Source organism: Roseateles oligotrophus, assembly GCF_014204525.1.
Classification (GTDB): domain Bacteria; phylum Pseudomonadota; class Gammaproteobacteria; order Burkholderiales; family Burkholderiaceae_C; genus Paucibacter_A; species Paucibacter_A oligotrophus_A.
The window spans coordinates 47469-63037 of record NZ_JACHLP010000003.1; the positions used below are offsets into that span (position 1 = coordinate 47469).

The window sequence follows — 15569 nt, forward strand, 5'->3', positions numbered from 1 at the left end:
GAGCCTAGCACCCAAAAAGGCCAATCAAATACCAGTTGCGCCGTCAAACGCCCGCCCATCAAGGCGCCAAATCAAGCCTGATCTGTAGCTCGCGGCTGGCCCGGCCCTCGGCATCGCGGCTGCTCAGCATGCCGCGCTCCTGCGCCTCGGCCCTGAGGCCGCTGCGGGCAATCGTCAGCCACTCGCCCAGCGGCAGCAAAACGGTGCTCTGGATCTGCGTGCTCTGGCCGGCCTGGGCATGGGTGGCAGGGTTGATGGGCGGGGCCGGCTCACCCGCAACACCGGGCGCGCGCCCCTGCTGCACCTGCAGGCTCAGACGCACCGGCTGACGCCCGCCCGGCCATTGCGGCGTAACGCTGAATTCCGACAGCATCTCGACCGAGGCGCTGCGCGGCAAGGCCAACACTTTGGCGCCCAGCGCCTGGCCCGTCTCCAGTTGCAGGCCGTAATCCAGCCACTGCACCGGCAACTGCTCGCTCAGGCGCACCCGGGCCGTGCTGCCATTGAGCACCAGCAAGCGCTGCAGCTGGCTGCTGCCATTGCTTTCACGCCGGGTGCTCAAGCCCAGGCCGCCGCGTGGCGACACCGAGCCGGCCGTGCCCACCACCACCGCGCCCTCGCGCACGCCGCTCAGGGCCGCATTGCTGAGGCTGCTGTCCACCCAGCGGATGTCCACCCACAGATTGCGGCGCGGGCCGCTCTCGGCCCGGGCCGGCAAGGCCAGGAACAGCAACACACAGACAAGGCCGGACAGCAAGGACTTCATGCGCTCAGCATACGCGCCCGCGCCAGCGGCCACAGCAGATTGAGCGCCAGGCCGCTGAGCACCAGGGCGGCGGCGATCAGCTTCCAGGCCGGCAGGCTTTCACCCAGGGCCCAGGCCGCTGTACTCATGCCGAAGACGGGCACCAACAAGGCCATGGGCACGATGGTGGCCGCCGCGTGGCGGGCCAGCAGCCAACCCCAGACGCCATAGCCGAACAAGGTATTGCCCAGGGCCTGCCAGAGCACGGCCGCCCAGGTGACGCCATCGGCCCGCGCCAGGCCTTGGCCCATCAGGGCCGGGCCCTCGAACAGCAGGGACAGAATCAGCAGCGGTGGCACGGCGAACACGCTGGTCCAGACCATATAGGCCAGCATATTCACCCGCCCCGCCCGCTTGCCCACCATATTGGCGCAGGCCCAGGAAAAGGCCGCCAACAGAATCATCAAAAGGCCTAGCGGCGTGGCGCTGCCGTCGGTATGGCTGGCGATCACGCCTATGCCCGAGGCGGCCAGGCCCAGGGCCAGCCACTGAAAGGGCTGCACGCGCTCCTTGTTCACCCGCATGGACAGCATCAGCGTGAAGAAGACTTGCGTCTGAATCACCAGCGAAGCCAGGCCGGGCGAGATCTGGCTGCGCATGGCCAGGAAGAGCAGGCCGAACTGGCCCACGCCGATCAAAAGCCCGTAGGCCGCCAGATTGCGCCAGGGCAGGTCCGGCTTTTTCAAAAAGAAAATGGCCGGCAGCACCGCGAAGCTGAAGCGCAGGGTGGCAAACAGCAGCGGCGGCAGGGCATTGAGCCCCAGGCGGATGACGACGAAATTGCTGCCCCAGATGGCGACGACGGCCAGGGCCAGCAGGAAGTGCTTGAAAGGCAGGCGGGCGGAGAGGGTGTGGGGCATGGGGCGGTGTTCTCAACGGCGGTACCCCATTGTGAGGGCCAGCGTATCAGCCCAGCTTCACCGCCGTGCCACTCACGGCCACCATCATCATGCCGTTGGCCTCGCCCAGAACCTCGTAATCGAAGTCGATGCCGATCACGCCGTTGGCGCCCAGCTCCTTGGCCGCGTCGATCAGCCCTTCCAGCGCCGCATCCCGCGCGCCCGACAAGGCCCGCTCATAGCCGCCGGCCCGGCCGCCCACCACATCGCGGACGGAGGAGAACATGTCACGGAAGATATTGGCGCCGATGATGGCCTCGCCGTTGACCACGCCCAGATACTGGCCGATGGCGATATCGGGCGGCGTGGTGGTGGCCAGGAAAAAACCGTCCGTGCTTTTGGAAAACCAGCCCATTGGGAGCTCCTTGGGGAAAGTGGTGTGGGGGGATTCTCACCTAGCCTGGACGGCTGCATTGGGCCATCCACCGCAGCAGGGCTAAGAGCGGCTAACAAAACTCTCCTGGCTGCATTGCGTTGCCTTGCCAGGACCGCTTCGCTGAGTTTTGTTAGCCGCTCTAAATCCCCGCAACAGCTTCGACAAGCTGGCCCGCATCATTGAAGCGCAGGCCGAGGCGGCCAACCCAAAGATAACCCTCTTTCTCAAAGGGCTCAGAAGAGGGCCAGGCCTTTTGTGCTGCGGCAACAAGCTCGGCGCGTGAGGCGCCGTGAGCGGCCATGGCATTGATGATGGCGAGCGCCTGTGAAAAGCCCTGCCGGTTGTCCTCCAGCGAGATGGCTTGATAGCTGCGCGAGATACCCGCGTCCAATGCGCGGTAAGCCCACCATGCATTCGAGGCGAGGAGCGTCGCGCTCAAAAGCGCGATGGCGAGGGTCGTTCTTCTCATGGCAGTTGCCTTGCCGACAGCGGCTGATTTTGGAAAAAGTGGACCAAGTCGCGGACAGTCTTGACCCTGCCGAAGTAAGGATTGAGCACAAAGCTGCCCATGGGCCGTCCGGTCCGCATTGAAATTTCATGCGCAAGATCCAAGTCCAAATCATCGTCGTCGAGTCGCAAATCCTCCTTCAGCCTGTCATCCGCGCGGACTGGAAAAGATGGAGCTGCGTGATTGAGCTGACCCTGTATTTGCTCGTACACGGCACGGACGACCCAGGTGTCTACGGCCCGGGTCTCGAAGTCCCGTGCGAATTCGCAAATGGTTTGACCTTCGCGCAAGGATGCGAGAGCGCGGAGCTTTTGTGCATCACGGCGATACTCGATCCCCGCTAGACAGAGAAGCGCGGCAAACACGCCCAGCACAGCAAGGAATGCCTTTAAATCCACGAGCGCAAGGTACGCGAGGCCGGCTGCGACACAAGCCAGAAGCAACCATGCAGGAAAGCCCAAGGGCCGGCGAAGAAACTTCGGCATATGACGAGAGGCAAGGCGCATGGCTGGCAATGTACTACTGTAGTGTTCGACGCTGTTTGAAACTTAAGAGCATGTTGCTGAATTCGGTCGGACGGCGAATGTCAGCTAGGTTTAACGCCCTGTCGAGGCGGTGCGTAGCGCCATCACCTAATTTTCTTTCTCGACGGCCCAGCCGGGAGTTCGCCCCGGCAGGCGACCTCCTTTCTTTGCTTCGCCAAAGAAAGGAGGCAAAGAAAGGCGACCCGAAGCCTGGCCCCTGACGGGGTGCGTTGCGGTGCTCAGCTTCGCTGGGCCGCGCCCAACTCACTGCGCTACGCTCCGTTCAGACAAGGGGCGCGAGTCAGACAACGAAGTCGCTTCGCGACGCCCAGCGAAGCTTGCGCTCCTCACCCAGGCTCAACGGGACCGACCCCCGTCACGCCTCGCTGCGCATCGGCTTGAGGGGCTGCGCGCGCCAAGCGCACGCAGCGACAGCTGCGGCGCTATCGAGGCGACGCGCAGCGAGCCGTGTGGGCTTCGCATTCCCCGTGTTGCCTGGGCTGCGGCGCTTGGCTTTGGCGGGCGTCGCGAAGCGACTTCGTGAACTGACTTCGCGCCCCCTGTCTGAACGGAGCGTAGCGCAGAGAGTTGGGCGCGGCCCGGCAAAGACGAGTGCCGCAGCGGACCCCGAAGGGGCCAGGCATTCGGGGCGGTTTCTTTGCCTTCTTTCTTGGGCGCCCAAGAAAGAAGGTCGCCTGCCGGGGCGAACTCCCGGCTGGGCCTAGGCAGAGGGTGAGGCTGCAAACAACCAGCACCACCCACTCCAAGAACGAGACACTGATAAGTTCACACAAGAATCAACCACTGCACTACCGTGCCCGCAAGCCTCAGCGGCCCGGATGCCTGCCGCCGCCCCCGGGCCTACATCTCCCTGAACAAATGCAGATAGCTGCGGCTCACCGGCAGGCGCTCGGGCCGGCCCTTGAGCAGGATCTCGGCGGTCTCGTTATCGCCGCGCAGCACGCTCTGGATAAGGCTTAGATTCACCACCACGGCCCGGTGGACCTGCACGAACTGCGTGCCGTCCAGCTGCGCCAGCAGCTCCTTGAGCGGCAGGCGGATCAAGGCCTCGGCGCTGCTGCCGTCGTCCTCGCGCCAGGCCACCAAGGTGTATTTGGTGTCGGCACGCAGATAGGCGATGGCCTCCACCGGGATCATGCGCAGGGCGCCGGCCACCGTGGCGCGCACCCAGCGCAGCGGTGCCAGCCCGGGGCTGGCCTCGCCGGCCGCCCGCGCCAGTTGGGCCGCCAGTTGCTGCAGCAGTTGCTCGGAATGCACGGGCGCTTGCGCATAGTCCAAACGGGCTTGCAGGCGCCGCACAGTCTCGGCCAGGCGGGTCGGCGTCACCGGCTTGACCAGGTAGTCCAGCACGCCATGCTCAAAAGCCTGCAAGGCGTATTGCTCGAAGGCGGTGACGAAGACGAGATGGGTCTGCCGCCCCGGCAGCTGAGCGATCTGCCGCGCCGCCTCCACACCCGACAGGCCGGGCATATGCACATCCAGAAAACACAGCTCGGGCTGCAGAAGCCGCACCTGCTCGATGGCCTCGCGCCCGTTGCGCACCTCGGCGACGATTTGCAGCGCCGGCCACAGCTCGGCCAGGCGGCGCCGCAAGACCTCGCGCAGCAAGGGCTCATCGTCGGCGATGAGGGCGCGCGGATTCAAACGGCCACCTCCTGCGCCGGCAGGTCCAGCTCGACGCACACGCCATGGGGTTCAACGGCGCGCAAATGCATGGCGACATCGCCGTTGAAAAATAGCGTTAGCCGTTCGCGCAAGCTCTTCAAGCCCGTGCCCAGGCCGCTGCCGCTGGCGCGCAGGCCCACACCGCTGTCCTGCACGCGCAGCAGGTAGCGCGGGCCCACGCGGCGGGCGCTGATGTCGATGCGCCCACCCTCCTCGCTGGGGTCGATGCCATGGCGCACGGCGTTCTCCACCAGGGTCAGCAAGCACATGGGCGGGCAGCGCAAGGCCGCCAGGCCCGGCTCGATCTGCAGGGCGTAGCCAAGCCGATCGGGGATGCGCATCTGCATCACGGCCAGATAGGCGCGCACCAACTCCAGCTCCTGGCCCAGGCTGGCCTCGCCCTCGTCCAGGCGGGGCACAGCGGCGCGCAGGTACTCGATCAGGTTCTCCAGCACCGGCGCGGCGCGGGGTGAACCCGTCTCCACCAGGGCATGGACATTGGCCAGGGTATTGAACAGAAAATGCGGCTGCACCTGGGCCGTGAGCAGGCGCATGCGGGCGTCCAGGGCCTGGCGGGCCAGCTCGCTACGCTCCAGCTCGAAGGCCAGGGCCTGCTCGCGCGCCCAAGCCTCGCGCTGGCGCACCAGGGCGGCCAGCGCGATCCAGGGTGCCACCAGCAAGGGCAGCAGGGTCAAGGCCAAGAAGCCACCCACCCGGCGGCCCTCCCGCCAGAAGGGCGGAGCACCGGGCTCGGTGCCGTACACATACAGGGCGGCGGTACACAGCGGTATGGCCAACGCCACCGCCAGCACCTGCAAGGCCCAGCGCGCCAGCCAGGGCGGCAGGCGGTACGGCCATTGTTCGGCCAAGCCGAAAGCCAACATGGCGGCCAGGCCGGTGACGAAGGCGCGCAGGAAAAATACGGTCTTGCTGTCCTGCCAGGCCAGGCTCATGGGCAGGGCCAGAATCAAGGTGGCGATGAAGGTGGTGCGCAGGCGGCGGCGATTGAACAGCAGCGCCAAGCTCTGCCTGCGGGAGCGTTGTGGATGGGCTGGGGTGGCAGGATTCACAGCGCTACGCTAACTCATACCAGGCGCGGCCACCACATCAAGGCGCTCGCCGCCGCAATACCGCCCGCCGTGGCCAGCAGCAGCAGGGCCAGGGTGGCGCTGGCCGCCCATTGCTGCGCGGGCCGCTGGCTGGCCTGGGCCCACAGCACGCCTTGCAAGACGGCCAAGGGCAGCAAGGTCTGGGCAAAACTCAGGAAGGTGAGAAAAGGGCCCTCAAAAGTCTTGGGATCAAAGCCGACCGGCCCCTGGTTCACCACCAGCCACAGCATCAGCCCGATGCGGAAGAACCAGACGCCGCCCACCACCAGAAAGAGGCGCAGCATCCAGCGCCGATGCTCGGCCATGCGCCGCTGGCGGGCCGCCCGCCAGCCCAACCAGGCAAAAACCAAGATGAACAAGGCGTTCAGGCTGATGCCCAGATGCTGGCCGAGGCCGCCCAGGCCCACACCCTCGCGCGTCCACACCATCAGCAGCCCGCCCAGGCTCAGGATCAGGGCAGACAAGAGGTAGAAGCGGCCGTTCCAGCGATGCAGGCCCGGTGCCTTGTGCCGCAAGCGCGGCCACAGCTGCAGGCCGCCGCCCAACAGAATGGTGATGGTGAACAGCAAATGCCCCGCCAGCACGCTATTGCCCCAGGTGTGGCCGGCCCGCCAGCCATGGGGCAAGACCTGGTTCCACAGCTCGGGCTGGCCGGCCAGGGCGTGCCGGCCGTAAAAGCCCAGCACGTAGATCACAAAGACCAGCTGACCCAGCAAGGCCAGCAGCAGCCAGGCGGCCGAGACCCGCGCCAGCGTGCGGCCGGCAAGGCCCGTGCCGAGCCACGCGAGTGCGGGGGAATGGGAAGTCATGGCAGCTTGCATGGCAAAGCCTTTCGCAGTGCGTGGAAGATGGGGCGGACTGTGCCCCGCCTTGCTCAAGCGCTGTGACTCGACCCGACGAAGCCCCGGCCAGCTCGACCGAAGCGCCGCAGACCGCGACCAGCCACGGCGGCCTGACACGCAGGCCGCTTCAAGTGTCCGGATAACGCCGCCGCGTCGCCGCGATGGACGCCTGGACGAGGGCCTCCAGCACCGGCAGTTCGACATCCGCCAGCCGCTTGATGTAGAGGCAGGCCTTGCCGGTTTTGTGCTTGCCCAGGCGGGCCAGCAGCTCGGCGCGGGCCTCGAATTCGGCCGCCAGGTAGAGGGCGATCTCGGCCTTGCGGGAGGAGAAGCCGACCAGGCAGGCCTCGCCCTCATGGCCGCTGTCGTAGCGGTAGTGGTAACGGCCAAAGCCGACGATGCTGGGCCCCCACAGCGTCGCCGGGGCCTGGCTCAGGCCCTGCATCAGCGCGATGAGCGCCTCGCAATCCGCGCGCCGGCCGGCGTCCTCGATCGCGTCGAGGTAGGCCTGCACGCTGGCCTGGCTGGGCTGGGTTTTCAGATCCGCCGATTTCGCCATCGCGGCCTCCAGGGCTGATGAATGTCCATCATCGCTCAGCGCCCCCCAGATGCCCCAGCGGCGTCACCCCGCCCGCCTTCACCTCGCCCAGCGAAAAACTGGTGTGCACATCTTTGACATTGGGCAGATTGAGCAAGGTGTCGATGGTGAAGCGGCTGAAGGCGTCCAGATCGGTGGCCAGCACCTGCAGCTCGAAAGTGCCCGCGCCCGAGATGTAGTGGCAGCTGATGACCTCGGGCTGCTGGCGCAGCGCGTCTTCCAGGGCCTTGGTGGTGGCGCCGTTATTGCGGTCGGCATCCACCCGCACAAAGGCCAGCACGCCCAGGCCTATCTTGCGGCGGTCGATCTCGGCGCGGTAGGCGGTGATGAAGCCCTGCTCCTCCAGCCATTTGACCCGCCGCCAGGTGGGCGCGGCCGACAGGCCGACGCGGGCCGCCAGCTCGGCATTGGACAGCCGCGCATCGCGCTGCAATTCCCTCAGGATGGCGATGTCGTAGCGATCCAGGCCCCCGGCGGACGAGGGCGGCCGGCCGTCCGCCGGGGCTTGTTCGGCAGGCCCTGGGGTTTTCACTGAATTTTGATTCTTTGAAATGCTTCTCATGATTCAGGCCTTTGTTTAGCAAGATTATTGCTCACAGCTCCCGGCTTGAGCCTGAATTCGCAAGCACCAAACGCGGGGCTTTTCATACACTCCCGTACCCGTTAAAAACCGGTGAAAAGCCGGAAGGACGGCCCTCGCCCGCGCCACAAGCGCCTTGGCCGAGCGGCCGCATGCCAAGCCCTCACACCCCTGGAGTCCAGCCCCGATGAACGCCCCCTTGCCCGATCACATCTTGCGTGCGCTAGAAACCGTCACGCTGGACGATAAATACGCGCTGGACAACGGCCGTGCCTTCATGAGCGGGGTGCAAGCCCTGGTGCGCCTGCCCATGCTGCAGCGCACGCGCGACGCGCTGGACGGCCTGAACACCGCCGGCTTTGTGTCGGGTTACCGCGGTTCGCCGCTGGGCGGCTATGACCAGGCCTTGCAAGCGGCCAAAAAACATCTGGCCAAGCAGAACATCGTGTTCCAGCCTGGCGTCAACGAGGAGTTGGGCGCCACCGCCGTCTGGGGCACGCAGCAGCTGGACCTGTTCAAGGAAAAGGCCAAGTTCGACGGCGTGTTCGGCATCTGGTACGGCAAGGGCCCGGGCGTGGACCGCTGCATCGACGTGTTCAAGCACGCCAATATGGCCGGCACCTCCAAGCATGGCGGCGTGATCGCCGTGGCGGGGGATGACCACATCGCCAAGAGCTCCACCGCCGCCCACCAGAGCGACCACGTCTTCAAGGCCGCCGGCTTCCCGGTCTTCTTCCCCAGCAGCGTGCAGGACATCCTGGACATGGGCTTGCACGCCTTTGCCATGAGCCGCTTCTCGGGCCTGTGGTCGGGGCTGAAGACGATTCAGGAAATCGTCGAGTCCTCGGCCTCGGTCAGCGTGGACCCGGACCGCGTCAAGATCATCCTGCCCGAAGACTTCCCCATGCCCGAGGGCGGCCTGCACATCCGCTGGCCCGATGTGCCGCTGGAGCAGGAAGCCCGGATGATGGACCACAAGTGGTACGCCGCCCTGGCCTATGTGCGTGCCAACAAGCTGAACTACAACGTCATCGCGTCCAAGCAGGACCGCTTCGGCATCATCGCCAGCGGCAAGGCCTGGAACGACACCCGCCAGGCCCTGCACGACCTGGGCCTGGACGACGACACCTGCCGCCGCCTGGGCATCCGCCTGCACAAGGTCAATGTCGTGTGGCCGCTGGAGGCCACCATCACCCGCGACTTTGCCGACGGCCTGAAGGAGATCCTGGTCGTCGAAGAGAAGCGCCAGGTCATCGAATACCAGATCAAGGAACAACTCTACAACTGGCGCCCCGATGTGCGCCCCCATGTGCTGGGCAAGTTCGACGACGACGGCCAGAGCGAAGAAGGCATGGGCGGCGAATGGGGCCTGCCCAACCCGAGCAAGAACTGGCTGCTGCGCCCGCAGGCCGACCTGACGCCGGCCATCATCGCCCGCGCCATCACCAAGCGCCTGAAGAAGCTGGGCGTGGACGCCGATGTGGCCGCCCGCCTGGACGCCCGCATGGCCATCATCGACGCCAAGGAAAACGCGCTCAAGGCCGAGGCCCAGACCGCCGGCGGCGCCGACCGCACGCCCTGGTTCTGCTCGGGCTGCCCGCACAACACCAGCACCCGCGTGCCCGAGGGCTCGCGCGCCGTGGGCGGCATCGGCTGCCACTATATGGTGACCTGGATGCCCGGCCGCAACACCGCCACCTTCACCCAGATGGGCGGCGAGGGCGTGCCCTGGACCGGCCAGCAATGGTTCACCGACGAGAAGCACATCTTCTCCAATCTGGGTGACGGCACCTACTTCCACAGCGGCATCCTGGCCATACGCCAAAGCATCGCCTCGGGCGTGAACATCACCTACAAGGTGCTGTACAACGACGCCGTCGCCATGACCGGCGGCCAGCAGGTGGGCGAGCGCGCCGAGGGCCACTCGGTGCTGCAGATCATGCAGAGCCTGATCTCCGAGGGCGTGAAAAAGCTGGTCATCGTCACCGACGAGCCGGCGAAGTACCACGGCGTGTCCCTGCTCGCCGGCGTCACCGTGCATCACCGCGACGAGCTGGACGCCATCCAGCGCGAGTTCCGCGAGATCCCCGGCACCACCGCCATCATCTACGACCAGACCTGCGCCACCGAGAAGCGCCGCCGCCGCAAGCGCGGCAAGCTGGTGGACCCGGCCAAGCGCGTCGTCATCAACGAGCTGGTCTGCGAGGGCTGCGGCGACTGCTCGGTGCAGAGCAACTGCCTGTCCATCGAGCCGCTGGACACCGACTTCGGCCGCAAGCGCCAGATCAACCAGAACAGCTGCAACAAGGACTTCTCCTGCGTCAAGGGCTTCTGCCCCAGCTTCGTCACCGTCGAAGGCGGCGCGCTGAAAAAGCCCAAGAAGGACAAAAAGCTCAGCCCCTTCGACAGCGCCGCCCTGGGTGCCCTGCCCCAGCCTGCCGTGCCTAACGCCGAGCGCGCCTGGGGCATCGTCGTGGCCGGCGTAGGCGGCACCGGCGTCATCACCATCGGCCAGTTGCTGGGCATGGCCGCCCACCTGGAGGGCAAGGGCGTGATCACCCAGGACGCGGCCGGCCTGGCGCAAAAAGGCGGCGCCACCTGGAGTCATATCCAGATCGCCAACCGGGCCGAGGACATCCACTGCACCAAGGTCGGCACGGCCGAGGCCCGGCTGGTGATCGCCTGCGACTCCATCGTCGCCGCCAACAAGGCCAGCCTGGCCGTGATGCGCGAAGGCCAGACCTATGTGGCGCTGAACACCCATGGCTCGCCCACCGCCAATCTGGTCAACGATGCCAACTGGAGCTTCCCCGGCGCCGCCTGCGAAAGCGCCGTGCAAGCGGCCGTGGGCGCCAGCCATCTGGGCATGTTTGATGCCGAGGAAGTGGCGGTCAAGCTGGTCGGCGACTCGCTCTACACCAACCCCCTGATGCTGGGCTATGCCTGGCAGCAAGGCCGCATCCCGCTGAGCTATGCGGCCCTGATGCGCGCCATCGAGTTGAACAATGTGCAGATCGAGAACAACAAGATCGCCTTCGAATGGGGCCGCCGCTGCGCCCATGATCTGGCCGCCGTGCAAGCCTTGTTCGCCGCCAGCCAGGTGATCAACTTCGTCAAGCGCCAAAGCGTCGACGAGCTGGTGGCCAAGCGGGTGGACTTCCTCACCGGCTACCAGAACGCCGCCTACGCCGCCAGCTACAAGGCCTTGGTCGACCAGGTCGTGGCCGCTGAAAAGATCCTGGGTTCGCACAAGCTGAGCGAGGCCGTGGCCCGCTACCTGTTCAAGGTCATGGCCTACAAGGACGAGTACGAAGTCGCCCGCCTGCATACCGACAAGAGCTTCACCGACAAGGTGGCCGCCCAGTTCGAGGGCGACTACAAGCTGGTCCACCATCTGGCCCCGCCGCTCTTGGCCAAGAAGAACGCCAAGGGCGAGCTGATCAAGCAGCAGATGGGCGCCTGGGTGCGCCCGGCCTTCGGCCTGCTGGCCAAGCTGAAGGGCTTGCGTGGCACGGCGCTGGACCTCTTCGGCCACACCGAGGAGCGCAAGCAGGAGCGCGCCCTGATTGCCGACTACCGCTCGGCAGTAGAAGCCATCCTGGCCAAGGGCCTGACGGCGGAGCGCTTGAACCTGGCCGTGGAGATCGCCCGCATCCCCGAGGAGATTCGCGGTTATGGCCATGTGAAGGAACGCCACCTGAAGGCGGCCCGGGCCAAGTGGGAGGGGTTGACGGCGCAGTGGAAGCAGGCTGCTTGACGCTCAACCACGCCAGCTGCCGCTGAGCCGGTTAAGGAAAAGTACAAGGCCCACCAGGTCGTGAGACATGGCGGGCCTTGTCCTTTGAAGCATGGCTTGGGCGTCATGCCCGCTTCATGCAGACTCCCAGCCGATTTGCGCCTGCCATTGGCGCTCAAAACCTTCCCCTGCGGCCATCGCCTTCAAAGCGGGCAGGAGGAAAGCACGCAAGGCTTCGATCACCGTCGCCAGCGCCATCGGCTCCAGTGCGTTCTTGCGCAGAAAGGCCGTCCATTGCAGGTTCTTCTGTGCATCCTGCGCAAAATCGTCCCTGAGGCCAAGCGGCAAGTCCACGGGAAGAACCGTCCCGCGACGATTGAAGGTGGCATGGAGGGCACGGGCCAGCACAGCACCTTCAAAGGCGCAATGCCGCGCCAGAACCCATAGGTCAAAGTAGTCCTTCATCCGGCTGTTGAGCATGCCCAGCTTGACCATGGCCTCAAATTTTTCGGCGATAACGGTGTAGCGCGGATAGACCCGCAGCTGTGCTGAAGGCATCCCTTCCAGCATCGTCGGATACTGCGCATCCTCCGGGCCAGGGACGACGACATCGCCAAAGCCAATATCGACCTGCACCAAGCAGCGTGCGCCGTCAAGCAGGCCCAACAGCGTGACACGCACACCGGCGTAATTCGCATCCTTCCGGATTTCGGACGCTTTCACGGTATCGGCCTGGAACACGATGCCGTCATCGCCATCGATCTGGCTGATCTGGCGGAACAGTGCCGCCATCTGTGGAATATCGGCAGAGCCAAAGCCCAGCAAATCGGCATCGCGGGTTGGGCGCTGTGGCATATCGAACCAGAGGTCGAACAGCAAAGCGCCCTTGAGTAGGAATTGGTCTTTCCGCTCGGAGACGCTCAGGCGGTACAGCATGCGCTCCAGCGCATAGCGTGTCAGCAGCAGATTGAAATCCAGCTTTTCAGCACGGGCTTTGTTGAGCAGGCGGGCGCGGACCGAGGGCGCGCTGTTGTGGCTGGCTTTGCGCGAATTCATGCCAGCAGGCTGTCCAGATAGGGTCGCATCACCTTGGCCATACGATCAACCTTGGCGCAATGCCAGATCTCATCGCTGGTGAAGCGTTTGGCATGCCAGCCCTCGCGCAGCGCTTCCAGCGCCACGTCCAGCCCGATCTTGTTCCTGTACTTGAAGCAGTCCGCCACCGTTTTTGCCACACTGGTGACGCGGACGGTGACGCCATCGACCACATGCTCTTCGACGCCTTCGGCCAGGGCCGGCCCGGAGAAACGCAGGAGACGCAGCGGCGGGTAGTCCAGCTTCGGCGTCGCCGCCTTGTTGGCGATGGCCAGCCAAACCTCGAAGGGCGACTGCGTCGTGAGTTCATGAAAGCTCAGCGCCGACAGCAGGCAGACCACGCCCTTGGGGACACGGCACGCAACCTCGGCCAGCGTGCCATGGGCCGACACCGGACGCGCCATCAGGCCATACAGCCCGCGACTCACGCGCTCCAGCTGACCGGCCTGCACCGCTCTTGTCAGGGTGACCCGCGGAATGCCCAAAGGGGCCAGATCCCTGGGGCGCACGAGGCCACGCGAACGCGCGAAATCGATCAGCTTGTCGGCATGGGTGTTCATCAGCGTCACATTGTTCCAATTAATAGGCTTATGTCAATAACACCCTATCAATAGGAACATGTATCTTTGGCGGATCCAGTCTCGCGGCCTTGCTGCCGAGCCAGCAGTGGGAGTGCAGGCTGCCGCATCCAGACGGCACGCGAGAGATTGATCGCTTCGGCGTCAATTTCCGCTGATCCGCTCGGCCGCCAAAAACCGCCCCACCCGCTCCAGCACCTCCGCCTCGCGCTCCCGATGCGGCACATGCTTGCAGCCCTCGATGATTTGCACCTGCGTCTTGCCGCCCGACCATTGCCGCAGCAGCTCGGGGTGGCGGGTGGAGCCGTATTCATCCTCGCTGCCATGCAAGGCCAGGTGCGGGCAGGGCAAGGCCTGCATGGCTTTGCGCAAACTCCAATCGGCGAAGCCGGGCGAGAGCCAGGTCTGGACCCAAGCATCCAGCACCCAGCGGGCCTTGCCCTCGGTGTGATAGCGGCCCAAACGCTGCAGCTGCACGGGGTCGGCAAAACCGGCCTTCGCTTCCGCCACGCCGGCAAGGGTGCGGTCCTCCACAAAGGCCTGGGCGGACTCGGTGATCAGGCCCAGGCAATGCCGGGGGTGGTGCGCGGCGCAAAACGCCGCCATGCCGCCGCCCACGCTGTGGCCGAAGGCGATGAATCGCTCCAGCCCCAGGCCCGCGCGCAGGGACGCAAAGCCGCCAAGCGCCTCGTCCTCGACAAAGCCGGGCGGTAGCGGCAGAGGATCGGGTCTTGCCTGCGAGCGCCCGAAGCCCAGGCGGTCGTAGGCCACGACCGGCCGGCCTGTGCTGCGGGCCAAGGCGGCGGGGAAGTCGCGCCACAACTCGACGCAACCCAGGGAGTCGTGCAGCAGCACGATGGGCACATGGGCGGCCAGTCGTGGCTCAAGCGCGGGCGGCCACCAAATCTTGGCAAACAGCTGCCCGGCCGGGCTGGGCAATTGATGAGTCTCGGAAACCAGGCTTGGGGCTGGCGGCATGGGTGGCACTCGTCGTCACGATGAAGCCGCCACGATAGCAAGATCAGGCCAGGGCCGGCCGCCGGCTGCGCGCGCCCGACCACAGCGTCACCAGCGCCGCCAGGGCCAGCCAGGGCAGTACCAGCCATTGAATCGTCTCCCAACCCCAGCGGCTGTAGCTGGCGCCGGCCAGCAAGGAGGCGGCGGCTACGGCAGCAAAGGTGATGAACTCATTGGCGGCCTGGGCGCGGGCGCGGTCCTGGGGCGGGCTGTCGGCAAAGCTTTGGGCCAAGAGCGTGCTGCCGCCCACAAACATCAGGTTCCAGGCCAGGCCGTTGAGGGCCAGCGCCAGGCCGAAATGCGGCAGGGTGAGGCCGCTCAAGGCCACCGCACTGCCCAGGGCAAACAAGGCCGCGCCCAGCAGCAGCACAGTCCGCACACCCCAGCGCGCGATCAGGCGGCCGCTGAAAAAGCCCGGCGCAAACATGGCGAGCAGATGCCACTGGATCACCGCCGCCGCCTCCCCCACACCCAGGCCGCAGCCCAGCACGGCCAGGGGCGTGGCCGTCATCACAAACATCATCACGGCATAGGACACCAGGCTATTGCCCGCCGCCGCGATAAAGGCCGGGCGGCGCAGCAAGCTCAACCAGGGCGTGGGCCGGGCCTGGCCGGCGGCCGGCGCGGCGGGCTTGTCCATGCGCGCCCCGGCCAGCACCAGGGCGGACAGCAGGGCCGCGCCCAGCACGCCCAGATAGGAGCCGGCAAACGTGTGCGGCGCCAGCGCATCGCGCGCCCAGGCCGCGAGGCCCGGGCCCAGCAGGGCGGCCAGCACGCCGCCGCCTATCACCCAGGCGATGGCGCGGCTGCGGAAGGTCGCCGCCGCCACCTCGGTGGCGGCAAAGCGGTAGTACTGGGCGCTGGCCTGGAACAGGCCTTGCAGCAAACAGGCCAGGCAGAACAGCGCAAAGCTGCTGCGCACAATCGCCCAGGCCGCCAGGCCGCCGCCCAGAGCGCCGCAGGCGCAGCCGAGCAGGAACAAGGGCTTGCGCCCCCAGCGTGCCATGGCCAGCGAGACCGGGATGGTGCTGAGGGCCGTGGCCACGGTCACCAGGGCAAACGGCAGGGTGGCCAGGCCGGCGCTGGGCGCCAGCTGCAGGCCGACCAGGCCGGTCAGGGTCAGGCCGATGGCGGAGGCGCAGACATACAAGGCCTGGGCGGCGATCAGCAGGGCCACGGGGCGCTGCTGCGGGGCGAGGATGGCGGGGGTTTTCAT

Annotated in this window: 15 protein-coding genes; 1 reads left to right on the forward strand and 14 read right to left on the reverse strand. The window is 66.2% G+C overall.

All coding sequences use genetic code 11. The features are described from left to right. Window positions 1–58 precede the first annotated feature (58 nt). The 10 genes from HNP55_RS07855 to HNP55_RS07900 all read right to left on the reverse strand — a co-directional run bounded on the left by HNP55_RS07855 (window position 59) and on the right by HNP55_RS07900 (window position 7909). The gene (locus HNP55_RS07855) at window positions 59–766 is read right to left on the reverse strand and encodes a hypothetical protein (protein ID WP_184297983.1); all 708 of its coding nucleotides are present in this window, start codon (window positions 764–766) and stop codon (window positions 59–61) included. Continuing rightward, window positions 763–1641, reverse strand: a complete 879-nt coding sequence (locus HNP55_RS07860; protein ID WP_221439524.1) for an EamA family transporter — start codon at window positions 1639–1641, stop codon at window positions 763–765. The genes HNP55_RS07855 and HNP55_RS07860 overlap by 4 nt, the downstream gene beginning before the upstream one ends. 70 nt (window positions 1642–1711) lie before the next feature. After that, window positions 1712–2059, reverse strand: a complete 348-nt coding sequence (locus tag HNP55_RS07865) for a heavy metal-binding domain-containing protein (protein ID WP_124452121.1) — start codon at window positions 2057–2059, stop codon at window positions 1712–1714. Window positions 2060–2219: 160 nt separating this feature from the next. Beyond that, window positions 2220–2549, reverse strand: coding sequence for a hypothetical protein (locus HNP55_RS07870; RefSeq protein ID WP_184297987.1), 330 nt, complete (start codon window positions 2547–2549; stop codon window positions 2220–2222). Then, window positions 2546–3094 carry a hypothetical protein gene (locus HNP55_RS24200; protein WP_246448284.1) on the reverse strand — a complete coding sequence of 183 codons (549 nt, stop codon included), beginning with the start codon at window positions 3092–3094 and terminating at the stop codon, window positions 2546–2548. The genes HNP55_RS07870 and HNP55_RS24200 overlap by 4 nt, the downstream gene beginning before the upstream one ends. Window positions 3095–3973: 879 nt before the next feature. Beyond that, complete coding sequence (locus HNP55_RS07880; protein ID WP_184297989.1) at window positions 3974–4777, reverse strand: LytR/AlgR family response regulator transcription factor; 804 nt, start codon at window positions 4775–4777, stop codon at window positions 3974–3976. Continuing rightward, window positions 4774–5820: a sensor histidine kinase gene (locus tag HNP55_RS07885; protein WP_246448285.1), complete on the reverse strand. Its 1047-nt coding sequence runs from the start codon at window positions 5818–5820 to the stop codon at window positions 4774–4776. Before HNP55_RS07885 ends, HNP55_RS07880 begins: the two co-directional genes overlap by 4 nt. Before the next feature lie 62 nt (window positions 5821–5882). After that, on the reverse strand, window positions 5883–6716 hold the full coding sequence (locus HNP55_RS07890; protein WP_221439510.1) for a DUF2306 domain-containing protein: 834 nt from the start codon (window positions 6714–6716) through the stop codon (window positions 5883–5885). Between the two features lie 160 nt (window positions 6717–6876). Next, complete coding sequence (locus HNP55_RS07895) at window positions 6877–7308, reverse strand: DUF1801 domain-containing protein (RefSeq protein ID WP_184297993.1); 432 nt, start codon at window positions 7306–7308, stop codon at window positions 6877–6879. Between the two features lie 28 nt (window positions 7309–7336). Continuing rightward, a complete protein-coding gene (locus HNP55_RS07900) occupies window positions 7337–7909 on the reverse strand; it encodes an Lrp/AsnC family transcriptional regulator (protein WP_184297995.1) in 573 nt (190 codons plus the stop codon). A gap of 205 nt (window positions 7910–8114) precedes the next feature. Here HNP55_RS07900 and HNP55_RS07905 point away from each other — a divergent pair, with 205 nt between their 5' ends. Then, window positions 8115–11684 (forward strand): indolepyruvate ferredoxin oxidoreductase family protein, encoded by a 3570-nt coding sequence (locus HNP55_RS07905; RefSeq protein WP_184297997.1) that lies wholly within the window; start codon window positions 8115–8117, stop codon window positions 11682–11684. Between the two features lie 114 nt (window positions 11685–11798). Here HNP55_RS07905 and HNP55_RS07910 read toward each other — a convergent pair whose 3' ends face one another. The 4 genes from HNP55_RS07910 to HNP55_RS07925 all read right to left on the reverse strand — a co-directional run bounded on the left by HNP55_RS07910 (window position 11799) and on the right by HNP55_RS07925 (window position 15569). After that, window positions 11799–12719, reverse strand: a complete 921-nt coding sequence (locus HNP55_RS07910; RefSeq protein WP_184297998.1) for a nucleotidyl transferase AbiEii/AbiGii toxin family protein — start codon at window positions 12717–12719, stop codon at window positions 11799–11801. Next, window positions 12716–13318 carry a type IV toxin-antitoxin system AbiEi family antitoxin domain-containing protein gene (locus HNP55_RS07915; RefSeq protein ID WP_184298000.1) on the reverse strand — a complete coding sequence of 201 codons (603 nt, stop codon included), beginning with the start codon at window positions 13316–13318 and terminating at the stop codon, window positions 12716–12718. The genes HNP55_RS07910 and HNP55_RS07915 overlap by 4 nt, the downstream gene beginning before the upstream one ends. Before the next feature lie 162 nt (window positions 13319–13480). Further along, entirely contained in the window at window positions 13481–14314 is an 834-nt protein-coding gene (locus tag HNP55_RS07920) for an alpha/beta fold hydrolase (RefSeq protein ID WP_184298002.1), read from the reverse strand. A gap of 43 nt (window positions 14315–14357) precedes the next feature. Further along, window positions 14358–15569: an MFS transporter gene (locus HNP55_RS07925; protein ID WP_184298004.1), complete on the reverse strand. Its 1212-nt coding sequence runs from the start codon at window positions 15567–15569 to the stop codon at window positions 14358–14360.

What these genes read in the sequence shown, in the direction of transcription:
- HNP55_RS07900 (WP_184297995.1), bottom strand. Translation starts at nt 7,909, where the DNA reads ATGAGAAGCATTTCAAAGAATCAAAATTCAGTGAAAACCCCAGGGCCT.
- HNP55_RS07910 (WP_184297998.1), bottom strand. Translation starts at nt 12,719, where the DNA reads ATGAATTCGCGCAAAGCCAGCCACAACAGCGCGCCCTCGGTCCGCGCC.
- HNP55_RS07925 (WP_184298004.1), bottom strand. Translation starts at nt 15,569, where the DNA reads ATGAAAACCCCCGCCATCCTCGCCCCGCAGCAGCGCCCCGTGGCCCTG.
- HNP55_RS07920 (WP_184298002.1), bottom strand. Translation starts at nt 14,314, where the DNA reads ATGCCGCCAGCCCCAAGCCTGGTTTCCGAGACTCATCAATTGCCCAGC.
- HNP55_RS07905 (WP_184297997.1), top strand. Translation starts at nt 8,115, where the DNA reads ATGAACGCCCCCTTGCCCGATCACATCTTGCGTGCGCTAGAAACCGTC.
- HNP55_RS07870 (WP_184297987.1), bottom strand. Translation starts at nt 2,549, where the DNA reads ATGAGAAGAACGACCCTCGCCATCGCGCTTTTGAGCGCGACGCTCCTC.
- HNP55_RS07915 (WP_184298000.1), bottom strand. Translation starts at nt 13,318, where the DNA reads ATGAACACCCATGCCGACAAGCTGATCGATTTCGCGCGTTCGCGTGGC.
- HNP55_RS07865 (WP_124452121.1), bottom strand. Translation starts at nt 2,059, where the DNA reads ATGGGCTGGTTTTCCAAAAGCACGGACGGTTTTTTCCTGGCCACCACC.
- HNP55_RS07895 (WP_184297993.1), bottom strand. Translation starts at nt 7,308, where the DNA reads ATGGCGAAATCGGCGGATCTGAAAACCCAGCCCAGCCAGGCCAGCGTG.
- HNP55_RS24200 (WP_246448284.1), bottom strand. Translation starts at nt 3,094, where the DNA reads ATGCGCCTTGCCTCTCGTCATATGCCGAAGTTTCTTCGCCGGCCCTTG.
- HNP55_RS07890 (WP_221439510.1), bottom strand. Translation starts at nt 6,716, where the DNA reads ATGACTTCCCATTCCCCCGCACTCGCGTGGCTCGGCACGGGCCTTGCC.
- HNP55_RS07855 (WP_184297983.1), bottom strand. Translation starts at nt 766, where the DNA reads ATGAAGTCCTTGCTGTCCGGCCTTGTCTGTGTGTTGCTGTTCCTGGCC.